This window comes from Lebetimonas sp. JS032, assembly GCF_000523315.1.
Classification (GTDB): Bacteria; Campylobacterota; Campylobacteria; order Campylobacterales; family Nautiliaceae; genus Lebetimonas.
Map to the genome: position 1 here is coordinate 1,032,629 of NZ_ATHS01000001.1, position 18,720 is coordinate 1,051,348.

At 34.0% G+C, this 18,720-nt stretch carries 23 protein-coding genes; 5 read left to right on the forward strand and 18 right to left on the reverse strand.

Annotated elements, in window-relative coordinates; all coding sequences use genetic code 11:
* Positions 1-199 precede the first annotated feature (199 nt).
* A complete protein-coding gene (locus DZ65_RS0105835; RefSeq protein WP_024790895.1) occupies positions 200-781 on the forward strand; it encodes an MBL fold metallo-hydrolase in 582 nt (193 codons plus the stop codon).
* On the opposite strand, the gene DZ65_RS10000 is transcribed toward DZ65_RS0105835, so the two are convergent.
* From DZ65_RS10000 to DZ65_RS0105875, 8 genes are all read right to left on the reverse strand, one after another.
* Positions 778-1,572, reverse strand: a complete 795-nt coding sequence (locus tag DZ65_RS10000; RefSeq protein WP_236617367.1) for a TIGR01212 family radical SAM protein — start codon at positions 1,570-1,572, stop codon at positions 778-780. The two genes, DZ65_RS0105835 and DZ65_RS10000, sit on opposite strands and share 4 nt — an antisense overlap.
* 295 nt (positions 1,573-1,867) lie before the next feature.
* Complete coding sequence (locus DZ65_RS10725) at positions 1,868-2,023, reverse strand: hypothetical protein (protein WP_156920222.1); 156 nt, start codon at positions 2,021-2,023, stop codon at positions 1,868-1,870.
* A 46-nt stretch (positions 2,024-2,069) separates the two neighbouring features.
* Positions 2,070-2,219 carry a FeoB-associated Cys-rich membrane protein gene (locus DZ65_RS11510; protein WP_156920223.1) on the reverse strand — a complete coding sequence of 50 codons (150 nt, stop codon included), beginning with the start codon at positions 2,217-2,219 and terminating at the stop codon, positions 2,070-2,072.
* A 9-nt stretch (positions 2,220-2,228) separates the two neighbouring features.
* Positions 2,229-4,340 (reverse strand): ferrous iron transport protein B, encoded by a 2,112-nt coding sequence (feoB, locus tag DZ65_RS0105855; protein WP_024787723.1) that lies wholly within the window; start codon positions 4,338-4,340, stop codon positions 2,229-2,231.
* Complete coding sequence (locus tag DZ65_RS0105860) at positions 4,341-4,568, reverse strand: FeoA family protein (protein ID WP_024787724.1); 228 nt, start codon at positions 4,566-4,568, stop codon at positions 4,341-4,343.
* Positions 4,565-4,786, reverse strand: a complete 222-nt coding sequence (locus tag DZ65_RS0105865) for a FeoA family protein (protein ID WP_024787725.1) — start codon at positions 4,784-4,786, stop codon at positions 4,565-4,567. Before DZ65_RS0105865 ends, DZ65_RS0105860 begins: the two co-directional genes overlap by 4 nt.
* 12 nt (positions 4,787-4,798) lie before the next feature.
* A complete protein-coding gene (locus tag DZ65_RS0105870; protein WP_024787726.1) occupies positions 4,799-5,485 on the reverse strand; it encodes a FeoA family protein in 687 nt (228 codons plus the stop codon).
* Between the two features lie 10 nt (positions 5,486-5,495).
* Positions 5,496-5,687 carry a hypothetical protein gene (locus DZ65_RS0105875; RefSeq protein ID WP_024787727.1) on the reverse strand — a complete coding sequence of 64 codons (192 nt, stop codon included), beginning with the start codon at positions 5,685-5,687 and terminating at the stop codon, positions 5,496-5,498.
* A 232-nt stretch (positions 5,688-5,919) separates the two neighbouring features.
* On the opposite strand from DZ65_RS0105875, the gene DZ65_RS0105880 reads away from it, so the two are divergent.
* From DZ65_RS0105880 to DZ65_RS0105895, 4 genes are all read left to right on the forward strand, one after another.
* Positions 5,920-6,339, forward strand: a complete 420-nt coding sequence (locus DZ65_RS0105880) for a transcriptional repressor (RefSeq protein WP_024787728.1) — start codon at positions 5,920-5,922, stop codon at positions 6,337-6,339.
* A 69-nt stretch (positions 6,340-6,408) separates the two neighbouring features.
* Positions 6,409-7,554 (forward strand): OprD family outer membrane porin, encoded by a 1,146-nt coding sequence (locus tag DZ65_RS0105885; protein ID WP_024787729.1) that lies wholly within the window; start codon positions 6,409-6,411, stop codon positions 7,552-7,554.
* Between the two features lie 39 nt (positions 7,555-7,593).
* Positions 7,594-7,722, forward strand: a complete 129-nt coding sequence (locus tag DZ65_RS11305; protein ID WP_255327425.1) for a hypothetical protein — start codon at positions 7,594-7,596, stop codon at positions 7,720-7,722.
* Between the two features lie 51 nt (positions 7,723-7,773).
* Positions 7,774-8,229 (forward strand): Fur family transcriptional regulator, encoded by a 456-nt coding sequence (locus DZ65_RS0105895; RefSeq protein WP_024787730.1) that lies wholly within the window; start codon positions 7,774-7,776, stop codon positions 8,227-8,229.
* Here the strand turns inward: DZ65_RS0105895 and purF are convergent.
* The 10 genes from purF to DZ65_RS0105945 form a co-directional block, all read right to left on the reverse strand.
* A complete protein-coding gene (gene purF / locus DZ65_RS0105900) occupies positions 8,224-9,561 on the reverse strand; it encodes an amidophosphoribosyltransferase (RefSeq protein WP_035907728.1) in 1,338 nt (445 codons plus the stop codon). The genes DZ65_RS0105895 and purF overlap by 6 nt on opposite strands.
* A 2-nt stretch (positions 9,562-9,563) precedes the next feature.
* Positions 9,564-10,331 (reverse strand): 4-hydroxy-tetrahydrodipicolinate reductase, encoded by a 768-nt coding sequence (dapB, locus tag DZ65_RS0105905; protein ID WP_024787732.1) that lies wholly within the window; start codon positions 10,329-10,331, stop codon positions 9,564-9,566.
* Complete coding sequence (trxB, locus tag DZ65_RS0105910; protein ID WP_024787733.1) at positions 10,328-11,230, reverse strand: thioredoxin-disulfide reductase; 903 nt, start codon at positions 11,228-11,230, stop codon at positions 10,328-10,330. The genes dapB and trxB overlap by 4 nt, the downstream gene beginning before the upstream one ends.
* Before the next feature lie 89 nt (positions 11,231-11,319).
* Positions 11,320-11,706: a hypothetical protein gene (locus DZ65_RS0105915; protein ID WP_024787734.1), complete on the reverse strand. Its 387-nt coding sequence runs from the start codon at positions 11,704-11,706 to the stop codon at positions 11,320-11,322.
* Between the two features lie 48 nt (positions 11,707-11,754).
* Positions 11,755-12,072 carry a thioredoxin gene (gene trxA / locus DZ65_RS0105920; RefSeq protein ID WP_024787735.1) on the reverse strand — a complete coding sequence of 106 codons (318 nt, stop codon included), beginning with the start codon at positions 12,070-12,072 and terminating at the stop codon, positions 11,755-11,757.
* 42 nt (positions 12,073-12,114) lie between these two features.
* Positions 12,115-12,303, reverse strand: a complete 189-nt coding sequence (locus DZ65_RS0105925) for a hypothetical protein (protein ID WP_024787736.1) — start codon at positions 12,301-12,303, stop codon at positions 12,115-12,117.
* Between the two features lie 16 nt (positions 12,304-12,319).
* Positions 12,320-13,786: an NAD(P)/FAD-dependent oxidoreductase gene (locus DZ65_RS0105930; RefSeq protein ID WP_024787737.1), complete on the reverse strand. Its 1,467-nt coding sequence runs from the start codon at positions 13,784-13,786 to the stop codon at positions 12,320-12,322.
* 248 nt (positions 13,787-14,034) lie between these two features.
* Positions 14,035-15,339 (reverse strand): sulfide reductase, encoded by a 1,305-nt coding sequence (locus tag DZ65_RS0105935; protein ID WP_024787738.1) that lies wholly within the window; start codon positions 15,337-15,339, stop codon positions 14,035-14,037.
* 9 nt (positions 15,340-15,348) lie between these two features.
* The gene (locus tag DZ65_RS0105940) at positions 15,349-16,017 is read right to left on the reverse strand and encodes a 4Fe-4S dicluster domain-containing protein (protein WP_024787739.1); all 669 of its coding nucleotides are present in this window, start codon (positions 16,015-16,017) and stop codon (positions 15,349-15,351) included.
* A 3-nt stretch (positions 16,018-16,020) separates the two neighbouring features.
* Positions 16,021-18,693 carry a molybdopterin-dependent oxidoreductase gene (locus DZ65_RS0105945; RefSeq protein ID WP_024787740.1) on the reverse strand — a complete coding sequence of 891 codons (2,673 nt, stop codon included), beginning with the start codon at positions 18,691-18,693 and terminating at the stop codon, positions 16,021-16,023.
* Positions 18,694-18,720: the final 27 nt, after the last annotated feature.

The following is an 18,720-nucleotide window of genomic DNA, read 5'->3' on the forward strand; positions in this document are numbered from 1 at the left end:
AAATGGTGAGTAGTGAGTTGTGAGTGGTGAGCATGCCCGGCCGCTTGCAAAGCGGCGGGGTAGTGAATTATGAATTATGAATTATGAATTGAAAGTGGTCAAGTTCCACCAAGTAGCCAAGTTCCAAGCGAAAAGTGAGCTTGCTCACCTGGCTGCTTGAAAAGCGGCCATGGTGTAAAATGAATAATTAAGGTAAATAATGGAAGTTTTAGCAAGGCCATTTGGAGAGTTTCAGACAAACTGTTACATACTAAATAAAAAATTAATAATAGACCCTGGAATAGGGGCGTTTGAATGGATAAGAGAGAATGTAAAAGACCCCGTTGCAATAATAAACACCCACGGACATTTTGACCATATCTGGGATGATAAAAAGATTAAAGAATATTTTAATATTCCAATTTACATTCATAAAAATGATGCATTTTTCTTGGAAAACGACCAGTTTGGTTTTAACCCTCCAAAAGTAAAGCCGGATTTTTTACTTAATGAAGGTAATTATAAAATAGGGGATTTTGATATTTTAATCAGTCATTTTCCGGGGCATACACCGGGCAGTATCACTGTTGAAATAGGGGATTTTATGTTTAGCGGTGATTTTATATTTGACGGAAGCATAGGAAGGGTCGATTTTCCTTATTCAAATCCTGAGGATATGAAGGAATCAATCAAAAAATTTTTAAAAATTCCTTATGATAAAAAAGTTTATCCGGGACACGGATCTGCCACAACAATAAAAAATGCCCAGAAATTTCTGCCGATGTGGCTTGAATATCTTTAAAACTTTATTCCTTCTTTTAACAGGGCTTTATGAATATGGCTCATTTGAACAGATTTGTTTTTACACCACTTGGGAGCAAGCAGGTTTTCAGTTCCTGCCGTCATTCTTTGTATTGATACGTTTTGCGGCAGCATTTTAATGGCTTTAATTAATGTGTCGATATAAAGTTCTTCGTCTATCGGTTCAAAATTTCCTTTTTTATATTCAAGCGCTAAAAGTGTGTTTTGTGTTACATATAACGGATGAAATTTAACTGAATCCACTCCGAGATTGATTACATCTTCTACGGATTTTAGCATATCTTTTTGTGTTTCCCCCGGAAGTCCGAAAATTATATGAGCACATACATTTATCCCCATTTCTTTTGTTTTTTTTATGGTTTTTGCAATGTCTTCAAAAATTTCGGCCCTGTTTATTTTGGCAAGTGTTTTATTGTTAGAACTTTGAACCCCGTATTCCATCCATATTTCATAATTTTTACTGAGTTCTTTTAAATAATTTAAAGTATTTTCATCTATACTGTCGGCTCTTGTGCCGATGCTGAGACCAATTGCGTCGGGCAAATTCAAAGCTTCCTGATAAAGTGTTTTCAGAGTTGAAAAAGGGGCGTAAGTGTTTGTGTAACTTTGGAAATAGACTAAAAATTTTTCACTTTTATACAAATCTTTATAAAGTTTTACGGTTTCATTATATTGGGAATGCAGCTCTTTTAACTGTTTTTTTAAAAGAGGGTTTTCTTTTTTTAAAGGGGTTAAAGTTTTCTTTTTTAAAATTGGGGGAAAAGCTTTCATTTTCACAAAACACACACCCTCCCCTGGCTTTAGTCCCGTCAATATTCGGGCAGGTGAAACCCGGAACTGAAATCGGTACTTTTTTTATTCTTTTATCAAATTTTTGTTTTAAATATTTTCCGAATGTATATAATTTATCCATCAACCTTCTTTTTTATCTTTTTATAACAAAAAAGAGAAGAAAAGTCTATATAGGTTTTAATAATGTTTAAAAAATTTTTCTATTCATAAATAAATTTTTTATAATAAAAATATATTTAAATTTGAAAAAAGAAGAAACAGTTTTAAGAGGGGCTCAAATGTTTTCTAAAAAAGTTCCTTTGTTGGTAAGAAATCCTTTTTCTTTTAGTGCTTTGTTAAGTTCAGCTATCAGTTTATTTTTTAACTCTATTTTTAAATCTATATAATTTAATTTGTTTAAATTTCTTTTTCTTATTTTTGTATTTTCCATCCTTTCCCTTTAATTATTTTAAAAAACAGGAGAAAAATATTTCCCCTTAATGTTTTAAAGTGCATGAATTAAAATGGGAGCATCCTTTACATGTATTGCATGCATTTGAATTTCCATTGGCATCTTTTTTCGTGTAATATTTATAAACATACCATATGCTTGCTATGCCTATTAATCCAATTATTAAATTTTCCATTTTTCACTCCTAAAAACCGAACAATAGTCCGATTTGATAAATTAATGTTGAAACTATATAAGGAACTATTGTTGTAAGTGCAACTGCACCCCCAACCATTTTCCATCCAAATTCCTGATAAATAGCCCCTAATGTAACAATACACGGAATCCATAGTAAACAAAATACCATATAAGAAAATGCTGAAAGCGCTGTAAAACTTTCTTTAATTTTCTTTTGCAAAGGAGTTGGTTCATTTTCTAATTCAAACATTTCGGTCATTATGCTTCCAAACATTGCGCTGATAGAATCTTTGACAGCACCAAAAAAACCTGTAAACTGTTCTTTTAAATCTTCCATAAAAGTGGTTTTTTCATCTGAATCTTCATCTTCCTGAACATTATATACCTGAGATAAAGAACCGATAACCGCTTCTTTTGCTATAGTACCAGGAATCAATGCAGCAACAGGTCTCCAGTCGTCAAATCCCGCAGGTTTAAAGATAGGCGCAATTGCTGTGGCTGTTTTCCCGAGAATTGTATCCTGAGGTTTCGCCCCGTAAGGAATATTTATAAAAGCCCATAAAATAACCATTGTAGCCGCAATAACCGTTCCCGCTTTTTTTACAAAAGCCCCGGTTCTTGAAGCAATGGATTTCCAAAGCATTTTTCCTGTAGGAAATCTGTAAGGCGGCAGTTCCATAACAAAAGGCGGAACTTCTCCTTTAAATGCGGTTTTTTTCAAGATAAGACCTACAACAATTGCCACTGCAATACCGATAAGATACATAAGTAAAACAACACTTGCCTGATGCGCTTTAAAAAATACGGCTGTAAAAAGCGCATAAATAGGCAGTCTCGCGCCGCAGGACATAAAAGGCACAAGCAGTGCTGTCAGTTTTCTGTCTTTTTCGTTTTCCAATGCTCTCGTAGCGTAAATGGCAGGCACATTACAACCAAAGCCTATAATCATAGGAACAAAAGATTTACCATGAAGTCCTATGCTTCTCATAGCCCTGTCCATAACGAAAGCGGCTCTTGCCATATATCCGCTCTCTTCAAGAAGTCCTAAAAAGAAATATAAGAAAAACATTAAAGGCACGAAAGTCAATACAAGACCGACCCCTCCGATAATTCCGTCCACAACTAAAGACTGCAGCCATCCTGGTGCTGACGAGAGCATAACACCTGTCCATTTTCCAAGAAAACCGTTTATAAGTCCGTCTGTCCAGTCGATAAACGGTCCGCTTCCGTCAAACGTCAGTTTGAAAACAATATACATCATAAAAATAAAAATAGGAATTCCCAAAAAACGGTTTAAAAATATGGAATCAAGAATATCTGTTAAATCTTTTTTCTTTGGAAGGGTGGATTTTAATGTCTGTTTAGTTAAAACTGAGATATATGCATATCTTTCTTCGGAAATAACACCTTCGGCATCATTATCAAAAAATGCTTCAAATTCATTGTGTAAATCCATACATTTTTCAGAATCAGGCAGCTTTTGAATAATTTCTTTTTCCCCTTCTAATATTTTAATAGCCGTCCATCTTTTAGGATATGAAAAATCTGAAGGGATTAATTTCATAGCCCTTGTTATAAATTCTTCGGTATCGTCTGAATATTTAGGGGTTTTTGGCTTTTCTTTTGTATTGCACATTTCTTTTATTTTATCTAAAAGTTTGTCTTTTCCCCATCCTTTCGTTGCAATAGTAGGCACTGCTTTAATTCCTGTAAGTTCATAAAATTTTTGTATATCAAACTGATATCCTTTTTCTTCAAAATCATCCCACATATTTAAAGCCGTAACCATTGGAATTTCCAATTCCATCAATTGGACTGTAAGATAAAGATTGCGCTGCAGGTTGGTAGAATCCACCACATTAACAACACTATCCGGTTTTTCCTCAAGAAGAAATTTTCTGGTAATTCTCTCTTCTATGGAATAAGGGCTTAAACTGTATGTTCCCGGAAGGTCGATAAGTTTTAAAGTCATATCTTTGCTTACAAGGTCTGCTTCTTTTTTTTCAACCGTTACCCCCGGCCAGTTCCCGACTTTTAAATTTGCACCTGCAATAGTATTAATTAATGCGGTTTTTCCCACATTCGGGTTTCCTGCAAAAGCAACTGTACAATTTTTCATTTATTCTCCTTCCACTTCAATCATTTGAGCCTCATTTTTTCTAAGGGATAGTTTATATCCTTTGATGGTTATTTCTATCGGGTCTCCAAGAGGAGCCATTTTTTCAACTTTAATTTTTTCTCCTCTGATAATTCCCATATCTCTTAATTTTCTTTTTATTGTTTTATTTTCTCCCACCACTGCTTTAACAATGGCTTCTTTTCCAACTTTTAATTCGGAAAGTTTCATTTTATCTCCTCCACAATTATTTTGTTTGCAAGTCCAAATCCAAGGGCGATTCTGGATTCTCCTGCTTTTATAAGCAAAGGTCCTCCGTCATTTTTTAAAAGTGTAATTTCAATGCCGGTTGAAATTCCCATAGCAAGTAACCTCTCCATTGCTTTTTTTCTTCCGCAGATGTCTATAATTTTTAATCTGCTGCCTACATTAGCCATACTTAGAGGCATATTTTAATTTCCTTATTTAATATATTCAACGAAAATCTTATCTGCAAGTCCTTCACCTATCACATGTTTTTTGCCTGTTTCTTTAACAGTTACCATTAAAGGTATTTTTTCTATATCTTTAATGTATAAAACTTCAATGTTTGAACCTTCTTTTATCCATAAATCATCAAGCACTTCTTCTTCCCCGTGAGATGCATATACAAAACTTATAACACCTTTTTCCCTTTTTTTCATAAGTCCGATTTGTTTTTCCCCTTCTTCTGTTTTAACAAGAATTGCTTTTGTTGCTCCGACAGGAACTACTTTTTCATCTTCAATTCTTATAATTCTTTCTTCCCCTTCCGGTAAAAATTCTTCAACTGTTACTTTTTCCCCTATATCAATACCTAAATCTTTAAATCTTTTATACTCTTCTTTCCCACCTTCAAAATTTGCAACATCTGCACTCTCCCCCGGACTTAACTCAGCCAGTCTTTTTCCGTTTTCCATAATAACAGCTCTTGCCGATTCAAATCCTATAAGTCTTTCTTTATATTCAACATTTACAAGAAGTTTAGATTGAAAATGGGTATTTATTATAATAGTAGACCCTTCATCAATATTAAATTCAACCAATTTTGTATTAGAATATTCACAAAGTGAATCTTCAAATCCCACAACCTTTAATTCTACTCCCCTGTTTGCTTCTGCTAATTTCATTTTTTTCTCCTTATATTTTTTTAATAGCCCTAAAAGGGCAGTTTTCACATGCACACTCCATTGCACATAATTCTTTTTCACATTGCGGCTGTCTTGCTATTTCATAAAATCCGTCAGAAGCTTTTTTTATCAATCCTTTTCCTGCTCTCAGGGCTTTTGCACATTTACGACATTTTGATTTGTCTATTACAAAAGTAGGCATTGTCAACTCCTTTTAGTAATTTTGATAATTACTATCAAAGAAATAGTAGCATAAAAATTTTTTTATGTTATAAAATTGACAATCATTCTCATTTTTTTAACTAATTTTTTATTTATATAAAATTAAACAAAAATGATAACTATTATCAACTTAATATTTGTTTAATAAAATGCGAGTATTATTCTTTTACAGAAATGATAATTATTATCATAATTATTTTAAAGGGGTTTTTATGAATGGTTTTTATGAAAAAGTCAAAAATAAAAAAATAAATTATTCATGGTCGAGAGAGGCAATATACCGTATATTCTCAGAGAATAAAGACAGATGTTTTTGTGTTATAGGTATAAAAAAACAATTATTAATGAAATATAACAGAAATGTTTCACTCAATACAATTTACAGGCACCTTGATTTTTTTGAAGCAAACGGTTTATTAGTAGTCGTTCAAAATGACGATAAAAAAGCATTTTACTGTTTAAAAGAAGATAAACCTATAGCGTTTATAGTCTGCAACAAATGCCACAGAGTTATAAAAACTAATATTGATATAGAGTTAGAAAAATGTAGTGAAATTTTTAAAGATATAAAATATTTAACCATTCATAAAACTTGTGAAATATGCAGTAAAAAATTCACAGGAGGGGGTTGAACCCGTTGCTACCCTTTCTCCTTTGAGTTTTTTACTCTTTTACATCAAATAAATTTACAAGGAGAATAAATGAAAAAAATAACACTTAGCGCAGTGGCGTTTCTTATGTTAGGCGGAGTTGCTTTTGCGGAAAACAATAATGTTGTAAATTCAGATCTTTTAAAAAAAGTAGATGGTTATGTTAGGCTTGGTTATCAACACGATGATAAAGATTCAAAAACTGATTTGGCAATAGGCGGTAAATTGCATGCTGAAACTAAATCTTTTAGTGGAATAAGTGCAGGGGTCAGTTTTTATACAACCAATGCTATAAGAAATAATCACGATGGGGGAAGTGTTCCTTTTTTTGATGCTGACAATAAATCTTATTCTATTTTAGGTGAAGCTTATTTACTTGGAAAATTTAAAAATACAACTATTAAAATAGGTAGACAGGAACTTGACACACCTTTTGCAGATACAGACGATAACGGAATGATTCCTAATACTTTTGAGGCTGAAATTCTTACAAATACGGATTTGCTTGGAACTACAATTGTTTTAGGTCAAATTCAAAGATGGGCCGGGGTTGATACTGACGAGCCTTCTAAATTTACTAAATTAATTGATAAACACAACGTTCAGGTAGGCGGTATTACTTATGAAGGTATAGAAAATCTTGCTTTATCGGCTTGGTATTACAATCTTAAAGATAATGATATAGACAGGATTTTTTATACAGATGCAAATTATGAGGGTGAAAAGGATGATTTTTCTTATAGCTTAGGCGTTCAATATGCAAATCAGCATTATAATGCTTCTAATGAAGATTCAGCTAAAGTTTACGGATTTAGTGCAAGTGCAGGGTATAAAGGTTTTACATTAGGTGTTGCTTATAATAAAAGCAATGATAACGGAGCTGATAACGGATTTGGGGGAGGGCCTTTCTTTACATCTGCAAACTTCTTAACAATTGCTGAGGCTGGAAAAGACGGAGATGCAGTATTGGTAAACGGAGAATGGGACGCAAGTGATGTTATAAAAGGTCTTAGTTTAAATACCGGATATGTGACTTTGCATGATAAAGATGATACAAAAAGCACAGAATTTGATGCAGGGCTAAGTTATGCGTTTAATGACAATTTGAGCTTGGATGTAATTTATTCAGATGTTGATGACAAGATTAATGATGATAAATTTAAAAATACAAGAGTGTTTGTAAATTACGCTTTTTAAAGACACTTTTTTGTGTCTTTAAAAAAAAAGGTGGATAGAATGAAAATAAAAAAATATTTAATTCAGGGTATTGTTTTATTTTTGGCAATATTTTCTTCTGTTATAATTTATACTGCTGTTTTTAATATATTAGAGAAAATTGATTTTGGAATGTTGGAATTAATTTAAAAATATTTTTTGTGTTATAATATGATTATCATTATCAAAAAAGGAAGATAAATGAAAAATTTCGATTACAATAAACTCCTGGATGAATTTAAAAATATCCTCAAAAAAGCGGGGCTTAAATTTACAAAACAAAGGGAAATTATATTTTCTACGCTTTATAAAAATCCTAATCATCTAACAGCAGAGGATTTATATCTTGTAATAAAAAAACAATACCCTGAATTGAATATAGGAATAGCAACGGTTTATCGCACACTTGCAATGCTTGAAGAAAACAGTCTGATTAGTTCTATTCACTGTAACAATGGTAAAAAATTTGAAATAGCAAAATCCCATCACGATCATTTAATCTGCACTTCTTGTGGAAAAATAGTTGAGTTCCATAATGATGAAATAGAAAAACTGCAAGAAAAAATAGCAAAAGAAAACGGATTTAAACTGACTAATCATATTTTGCAGTTATACGGGCTTTGTGAAGAATGCCAGAAAAAAGAAAAAAAATCATAAAACAGGGTAATTGTCGTCAAAACAGGCAAAACAGTAATTTTCTTTTTTATCTTTTATAGCTTTTATAATTCCGTCAATTGTAAGATATGCAAGGGAATCAGCTTCAATATATTTTCTGATTTCCTCCACATTCATTTTGCTGGCGATAAGCTCTTCTTTTGTAGGAGTGTCTACACCATAATAACAAGGTGCTATGGTTGCCGGAGCCGCTATTCTCATATGAACTTCTTTTGCACCCGCATCTCTTAGCATTCTGACTATTCTTTTGGATGTTGTCCCCCTGACGATTGAATCGTCAATTACAACAAGTCTTTTACCTTTTATTTTTTCAATAATTGGAGAGAGTTTCATTTTAACTTTTAAATTTCTTATTTCCTGTGTAGGTTCAATAAATGTTCTTCCTACGTAATGGTTTCTCATAATTCCCATTTCAAACGGGATGCCGCTTTCTTCTGAATACCCCAGAGCCGCTGCAACCCCGCTGTCTGGTACAGGAATAACCATATCGGCAACAACCGGAAGTTCTTTTGCTAATTCTCTTCCCATCTGTTTTCTTGCAAGATAAACATTTTTTCCAAAAACATCGCTGTCAGGTCTTGCAAAATAGATATATTCAAAAATACACTGCTTTGGCGAAGGCTTGAAAACCATTTCGCTTTTAATTTCATTATCTTCAAAAATAATCATTTCTCCTGGTTTAATATCTCTTATAAATTCGGCATCTACCAGCTCAAATGCGCATGTCTCGCTGGCTACAATATAACCGCCTGAGCGTATTTTTCCGATAGAAAGAGGCCTGAATCCAAACGGATCCCTCAAGGCAAACATTTTATGACGGGAAAGAATAACCAGTGAAAAAGCCCCTTTTACTTTTTTAACGGCATCTGTTATTCTTTCTTTGAGAGTGTTTTTCTGATAATCTTTGGCTATAAGATGAATTAAATTTTCTGTGTCCATATTACTTTGGAAAATAGCCCCTTTTTTTATAAGTTCTTTTCTTATTTCTTTTGCATTTACCAAATTTCCGTTATGTACTATTGAAATTTCCCCAAGTCCGTATCTTGCAAATATAGGCTGGGCATCAAGTATGGAATCGTCTCCTGCGGTGGAATATCTCGTATGGCCTATTGCCATATCGCCTTTTAAAATTTTAAAATCTTCTTCTTTAAAAATCTGTGTTACAAGTCCCCTGTTTTTAACTGTTTTGATGTGACCTTTAAAACTGCTGCTGATTCCTGCCGCCTCCTGACCGCGGTGCTGCATTGAAAAAAGAGAGTAAAATGCAAGTTTGCTCGCATTTTCATTACCGTAAATACCTACTACTGAACACATTTTTACTTCCTTAATCCCAATGCATTATTAATTGAATAAAGCCCCGGTTTTTGATTTATAAGCCATTTTGAAACTTTAATGGCGCCCCTTGCAAAGGTTTCCCTGTTTGTAGCCGTATGATTAAGTTCTAAGAATTCCCCGTCATTATAAAATCCTACAGTATGTCTTCCCACTACGTCTCCGCCACGCAAGGCAAAAACACCTATTTCATTTTTTGTTCTAGCCCCCACATGGCCGCTTCTTCCGGTAATCATTACATCTTTAAGTTCAAGTCCCCTGGCATTTGCACATGTTTTTGCTAATGTTAAGGCGGTACCGCTTGGAGCGTCGACTTTGTATCTGTGATGCTGTTCCACTATTTCAATATCAAAATCTTTAAGTTTTTCGCTGACCATTGCCACGAGTTTGTTTAAAATAGCAACACCTAAGCTCATATTTGTGGCATATAAAATAGGTGCTTTTTGGCTTGCCTCAATCATTAAATTTTTTTGGTGGTCATTAAGACCTGTAGTGGCGATAACAAGGGGTTTTGGATTTTCAAGGGCTGCCTCAAGAAGTTTTTGAGTTGCAATCGGTGCCGAAAAATCAATTGCTACATCAGAATTTTCAAGAAGTGTTTTTGCATCATTTGTTATTATAGTTTTTTCAGGAAATTCAACACTCTGTTTGCCTGTAAACATTACAGCTGAAAGAATGTCATCCGAATTTTTAATAATATTTACTAAAAGCTGACCCACTCTTCCGGTTGCACCAACAATTCCGTATTTCATTTATTCTCCTTTAGGTATTTTATAGCATTAATAGCCGCTGTTGCTCCATCTCCCGCTGCCGCAACAACCTGTTTGATGCTTGATTCCCTTACGTCTCCAGCCGCATATAGCCCTTTTAAACTGGTTTGCATTTTTAAATTTACTTTTACTTCTCCAAATTCGTTAAGTTCGGCTAAATCCTTTACCAGCTTATTATTTACATTCATACCTACAAATACAAATATTCCGTCGACTTTAATTTTTTCGTTTGAAGATAAAATTATACCTTCTACAAACTCATTTCCGATAACTTTTTTTACTCTTTCTTCATAAATTATTTTTATATTAGGGGTATTAAAGACTTTTTTTTGAGTTGACGGGGCTGCACGGAATTCAGAGCGTCTGTGGATTAAATATACTTTTTTTGCAATTTTGCTTAAATACAGGGCTTCTTCCAAAGCTGTATCTCCCCCTCCTATTACGGCTACGATTCTGTCTTTATAGAAAAACCCGTCACACACCGCGCAATAACTGACGCCTTTGCCGGTATATTCCCTTTCGCCCTCAAATCCTGCTTTTCTTGGTGTTGCACCGGTTGCCAAAATTACCGCTTTTGCCGTATATTCATTCTTATGCGTTTTAATTTTCCATTTTCCATTTTCCATTATTAATTGTAATGCTTCCTCGCTTTTTATCTCGCATCCGAATTTTTTTGCCTGCTCGGGCCAGCACATCATCATTTCAAGTCCGCTTTTAACTTCACACACTCCGGGGTAATTTTCTATTTCACTGCTCAAAGTTATCTGCCCTCCGGGATTTAATTTTTCAAGAATTAGAGTTTTTGCTCCGAGTCTGCTTGCATATATTCCTGCACTTAGTCCCGCAGGTCCTCCTCCGATTATAATTACATCATATTCCATTTTTTCCTCCATTTTTCTTTTCAACTCAGCTACTTAACTTCTTGGCAACTTGGCTACTTATAACTTGATATTTTGCAACTCACAACTCACTATTCACCACTCACTTTTTTTAATGGTCCATCTTGTTTATATAATAACTTATGATATCTTTTTATATTTACTACAACAGGTACTTCATAAATGTTAAGATATTGTATAAGTTTAATTATAGTATTTATTCCGGCTGTTGTATAGATAATATTTGGATAATTTTTGCGTTTTTGAAAAATATCCACCGCTAAAACAGGGTAATGTGTTTTTATGTGTTTTATTAAATTTTTGAGATTGTTCATACGTGAGCTGAAAATAAGCAAAGTATATTCGTTTTTTTTGGGTATAAAAATATCATTTTTGGTGTAAAGTATAATATTTTCAAAATTAACAAACTTATATTCACTGAATTTATATTTATAGTAGAAAAAAAAAGCAGCTACCATTAATGCTCCGAAAAAGGAGCTGAAAGTATAAAAAAATTTGCTTTTCAATTATAAAAGAGCGTTTATTTTTTCTTCGTACATAGCTTTTGGTGCAGCACCTATCATTGCATCTACAACTTCACCATCTTTAATAAACAAAACTGTTGGAATACTTCTGATTCCAAATTGAATAGCAAGTTCTTGTTGTTCATCTGTATTGATTTTACCTACTGCTACGCCTTTGTCTTTATATTCTTCGCTTAATTCTTCAATAATAGGAGCAACCATTCTACAAGGTCCGCACCAAGGCGCCCAAAAATCTACTACAACTAATTTATTGTTTTTTACAGTTTCTTCAAAATTTTCTTTAGTAATTTCTAATGCCATTTTAATCCTTTTTTTATTGAATTATACCCAAAATTTTATTAATTACCCATTAACAGAGGCTGTTTTTTTAAATTTTAACGATAAAATAACAAATCTTACAAACTGCCAAATTATACATTTTCTTTTCCATCTCTCAAAAGGAGTCGGATACATCCCAAATTTAGTTTCATCATATGCTCTTTTTTCCCATTCTTTTATTTTTAATCCTATTTGAGGACTTCTAATTGCCATTTTTTTCTCCTTAATTTTAATCTGGAATCAAATACCAAAAAGGTTTTGCTTTCGCTTTGTATAAAAACAGATAATGCATGAGCCACTTAAACCAGTGACCGGCACTTCCTACTTCACCTATTGTATATTTAATATCTCTTCCAAAATCCGGATATTTTTTGAAATCAGGTATTGTAGGATAAACAGACATACTTCCTGCAATTCCCCTAAATCCGTAATTTATGGAAACAATACAAATACTTGCAAGTTCTGCCATACTTGCTTTATGTCTGAAGCTTGGTTTTCCTTCAAGTATCCATTCTGCTATATTTAGAGCTGTTGCGTGAGCCATAACAGCGCTTGGCATACCTGTTCTTGGAGGTGCCGGTGTCAACGGACGGCCCGATTTAGTTTTATTTGGCATTGATATCGGATGAGGTGGTGCAAATGCAATACCAACAGCGAAAATATTTGGATATGTCGGATTTTGAAGTTTTTTTGGCCAGTCTTCACCACTCCATTCATGATACGGTTTTTGTCCGCTTGAATAATCTGCATCTACTATCATAAGACCATTTGGTTTAAACAGTTTATCTGTATAATCTTCTCCATTGGGTCCCACTGCTGTAATTCCGACACCGCTAAACGGAGGAATAAGCATTGCAAAATCATATTCGACTGTTTTTTCTTCACCTTCATATGTCTCATAATATACTTTGCCTCTCTCTACCTTATAAACACTTGCTCTTTTAATCCAGTCAACCCCATATTCACTAAACATAGAACGAATTATGTTTTTTGTATGTGTGATATAACCGTTGTTTTTAACATATGCACCGCCAAGGCCCAAATCACCTAAATCCATTTCATTAGTAATATAAGTTACATCAATATAATCCATTAAATCCAAATCATATATTAAAGATGCCACATTCATTGTATATTCAACCGCAGCACCCTGACAAGTACATCCACCATGTCCAAGACCGATAAGAACTTTTTGTTTTTCACCTTTTTTTGCTTTTTCTATAACTTTTTGAAGCTCTTTCCATGCATGATCCGCATGATTGTAACTGCATATAGATGTAGTATTTCCTGTCTCCGGTCCAAGCCCGGGAGTGGCTGAAAAATTTAATTTTGGACCGGTGGCATTAATTAAATAATCAAAATAAACTTTTTCTTTTTCTCCAGCTCTTGCACCTGCAGTATATTCAATAGTTACATACGGCTTGCTTTCTCCTGCATCACCTTCTGGATGAATACTAAGAGCTTTTGCCTGTTTAAATTCAATTCCAAGTTTAGAATATACAGGAGCTAATTCAAAATATACCTGTTCAGGCTTCATAGCACCTATTCCAACCCAGATATTTGAAGGAACCCATTGATATTTTGAATTAGGAGAAACTACAATAACTTCTGCTTTATTTTTAAGATTATGTTTTAAATTCATAGCTGCCGTATGTCCTGAAATACCTGCCCCTAAAACAACTATTTTTGGTTTCATTTTTAACCTTTTTTATTTTTTTATGTTTAATTATAACTCAAATATCTAATTTAAGATAATTTTTATCTTTATTTAATTAAAAGTTATTAAAAACTATAATCTGAAATTATTGACTATAAAGGTGACAGACACAACTTTTAATTAGAAATTATAAATGTTGAGTTATAAATTAAAAAAATAAAAATTAATTTAACATTTGAAATTTAACATTTATAATTATATTGGGTTTTGCCCAAAAGGGCAGGGAGTTAATGATGTTCGTAAGAATCTGTTACGTTTCTTATATCGAATATTTTATCAAGCAATGCAAAAACCGCTATGCCTATACCGAGACATCCTATAATTATCATCCATTCCATTGGATGAGGGGCAATATATGCATATGGGGTAATTGCGTCTAACTGGTAAACACCGTTTGCTTGATATCCCAGACCGTCAACCCTTGCGCTCATAGGAATAATATTACCTCCGAAAATAAATGCCTGTCTCATTAAAAATGCGCCTATAACTGCAGAAATGCCGCCTATTAATACAGCACCTTTACTCTTTGAAAAAAACAGGATAAAAGGAATTACAATTCCCAAAATCAGCCATCCCCAATACATCCAGCTGATTGGGCTTCCTTTAATCATTAAATTTACCCATTTAGGATCTACCAACATAAAATCTATTATTTCATAAATAGCGGCCAAAACTGTTAAAACAATCCCTGTTTTTGCTGCAATTTTAATAAAGTCGTCAAAATAAGGTTTTTCTCTTAATCCTAAAAATGCAAAAATAATTGCTCCGCCTATTCCTGTGATTCCACCTGTAATTAGGAAATAAATCCAAAGCTGAGGAATATCAGTCCATAAATGTCTTGGTGTGTTTTGGTTAAATAATAAACCTTGGATATAAAATTCTCCCAAGTCAATACATAAACTTAATATAACCAAAATTAACGCAAGTTTTTTCGCCAAATCTCTTTTGGATGTAATTAAGAAATAAATTTCGATAAATGTAAACGGTATATAAATACTGTATAAAGGCAGCATTAACCACATACCCGCCTGAGGCTGAGGATTTAAAACCATCCAGTAAATATGTAATAAGTTACCTAAGTCGCTTGCGATAGAAACTAATCCGCCAAAAACCATTGAAATACCGAAAGTCATCATAGCGGCTGCTACTTTTGGAGCAACTTTTACATGGAAAAGTTCTCCCAATGCAGTTAAGAAAATCAAGGCGCTTCCGCCGTAAAGCAGATAAACATACTGAGTTACAAATACGCCCCAAGGTTCCGCTTTGTTTACTTCTTCTATTTCCGGTAGATTAAAAATCTGCTCTTTCAAAGCAATAGCGGCATGTTTCAGTGCTTCAGGGTCACCTCCGGCTGCCACCATTCCTGCCTGGGAAATAAAATCGTGAAAATATCTTAAATGAAACAGTTCATACCAGCCTACCAAACCTATCGCTATTAAAACATATGCAATAAGCATTACTTTGTTAAAAAATAATTCTGTAAAACTGACTCTATTTATATTTAATCCGCAGCAATTTATATAATTTTTCATAGCGGCTCCTTACGCTTTTTTCCACTCAGGTTCTTTGGCCTGAGTTGCAGCTTCATATAATGGTTTAATCTCATCCCATGTGTGTGTTTTAACATCACCCAATGTTCTTTTTGCATATTCTTTATTTTCCGGTACAAGATAAAATAATTTAGGAAGCGTGCCTTCTTCTTCTTTTAAGAAGAAAAATTCTCTTTGTTTTAAAAGTTTTACCAAATCGGAATCTTCATCTTCCAAATCACCGAATGTTCTAACTTTAGTCGGACATGTCGCACTACAGGCGGTTGTTCCGTATTCCTGGATTCTTCCGTCGCAGAATGTACATTTGTCAACTGCGTGTTTTGTCTCATCCACAAATCTTGCGCCGTAAGGGCAGGCTTCCATACAACCTTTACATAAAATACACATGGAAGGGTCTACTTTAACAAGTCCCCCTTCTGCATAATGGCTTGCCCCTGTAGGACATACAGTTACACATGGTGCGTCAATACAGTGATTACATTGAGACGGATAAAAATTTAAAAACGCGTCAGCGAGTGTTTTTCCGCCTTCTACAATACCAACCCATATTCTTTGTTTATCAGCTCCTAACATTACTCCGTTTTCGTCTTTACATGCCACTTCACATGCTCTACAGTCTATACAGTTTTGATATTCAAGTGCAATTGCATAATTTGCCATGGCTTACACCTTTCTTATTTTTACAAGAGTTTCGTTCATACTTGCGGAACCAAGAATTGGATCAATTGCGTTTTCACAAATCATAGCCTGGGATATACCGTTTTTGTATCCAAGTGTCATCATTGGAGACTGAGATCCAAACCCTGTTGCGATAAACGCCGTATCTTTTCTGATTCTTTTTGTAGGATAAACTTTGGCTCTTACTTTTTTACCCTGTTCGCTTGTAAGTTCCACTTCATCCTTGAATTTAAGCCCCATTTCTTTTGCAAGTTCATCATTTATCCACATATAATTATAATTCATTAAATCAAGCAGTAAATAGTTGTTTGAATGAAAACTTTGAGTAAAATATGCGTGTCTTCCGACTACCACCCTCACTTCTTTTTCATTGGTGTTTGGAGCTTTATATAAGCTGTCTCTCCACATAGGAAACATTCTTAAAGTTTCTATTTTACCGTTTATAGGATTTGTGAATTTTTTACCTTCCAATCCTTTTAAGGCTACTTTAATATATTTTCCTTTTTTAGGGACAATATAATAATCTTTCGGAAGAGTGGTAAATTTTTGATAAACAGTTTCAGCTAATTCATTTTTATTTTGAGTATCTTTTTTGAATGCTTTTAAATGTTCATCCAAAATACCTGATTTAACTGCATTTTCTATTCCAGGCCAGTAAACCCCCCATTCTTTTGCTATTTTGGCGGCTTCTTCTCCGTATAGTTCCTTCATTGTTTCTTCGTTATACTCAGAAACAGTTTTATCATAAGCCGCTGTTAATCTGAATGTTTCAATTCCCAAATCATCATCGCTCGCATGCTCTAAAATCGCTTTTAGAAGTTTTTCATCTTTAATATCTGCTTTTAATTTTGTTTTATCTATTTTAAAATCATCTGTTAAATATTTGGTTAAATCAAAGTTTTTTGGAAGTTTTACTCCAAAACCGCCTTCGTCCCAGGTATATTTAAATGTAATTGCCGCAAAAGGCTTTTCTATTCTTTTTGAAAGTTCTTTGCACATAAAATATATATCCTGAGCGTATCCTCTAGGTTCGACTCCCTGGCTTCTCCAGGTAATGTAAGGTTCTATTGTATTAAACATTTTTAAAGGGGATTCTCTTTCTACATAAACGGTATCCGGCAAGATTACGTCTGCATAAAGAGCTGTATCGGTTCCCTGAATGTCAATTACAACCACCAAATCCATTGTTTCATACATTTTGGCGGTTTTTTCATAATCAGGAACCGATTGAAGCGGATTTTGTTTATAATGGAATGCCGCTCTTACAGGATATTCATTATCAGCTAATTTTTCGCCTTTTTTCCATCTGGTATTTACATCCAAAATTGTATCTCTGATAATAGGCCAGCTACCTTTTTGAGGGTTGCCCAATGGATATGTGTTTGGTTTTAAGCAGGCAATATCAATTCTTGTTTTTGCGTTATCATAAATAGGAAAATCCTCATATTCATAGCTTTCAAATTTTAATCCTCTTCCAAGAATAATTCCGCCCGGTCTGTTAACGCATCCGTGAATTGAATTGAAAATCGCCTGAGCACGTCTAAAATCAAAATCCTGATAATACCAGGTAGATTTTCTGCTTCTGTAGCAGTTTGCGGCACCTTTATATTTTTCAGCCGCATCTGAAAATTCTTTTGTAATTCTTCTGATTGTAGAAGCAGGAATTTCAGTTATTTTTTCAGCCCATTCAGGAGTATATTTGGCACCTTCACCCGTTGTAAAGAATTTTTCAAGTTCTTCAACTCCGGTAACATATTTTTTAATATAATCAGCCTTATAAGGAGTTTTATGAAAACCTTTATTAATGCTTTCATGAATCATTGCAAGGATTAAAGCACCGTCGGTTCCAGGTTTGATAGGAATAAATTCATCAGCCTGGGCAGCTGTATTAGTGTATCTTACATCAACATACACGATTTTTTCAATTCCTCTTTTGTGTGTTCTTTTAAACATATCAAGAGTATCCGGGGTTACAATTCCCTCAGCCCTGTTTGCTCCTAAGTTCAAAAGATATTTTGTGTTTCTGAAATCTCCCTGTCCCCAACTTCCAAATGTTAAGCTGTTTGCTATAAATGAAGGCGCAAAACATGTTGAAAAGTGGTCAATAAAATTGGCAGTACCGATTCCGTTTACCAAGTTCATTATAATTGGTTCATCAACTACCCCTGATGTTGCACCGACACCGAAAAGGAATGTGCTTCTGTTATCTTTTTCCTCATCAAGTATTTTAATCATTTTTTTAGCAATATAATCAAGCGCTTCATCCCAAGAGGCTTTTCTAAATTTACCTTCACCTCTTTTCCCAACCCTGATTAAAGGTGTTGTAATTCTATCCGGGTCGTATTCTTCCGCAATTCCCGCATTACCCCTTGCACACATAAAATTTCTGCTTTTTGGATAAAGCGGATTCGGGTCTATTTTTGTTACCTTCCCATCAACGTTTCTAACAATTACCCCGCACATGTTTACGCACATACCGCAAACATTGGGGGTAAATTTTGCGTTTTTAATATCTTCTTCTTTCTTTTCTTTTTCGTTTAAACCTTCTTCATAAGGTCCAAAAGCAAATGCTGATGAGCCGGTTACCGCTACACCTGCTGCCGCAGCTGCTGAACCTTTCAGGAAGCTCCTTCTTTTTAAATCAACAATTTCAGACATTGATTCTCCTTTTAGAAATTTACGTAG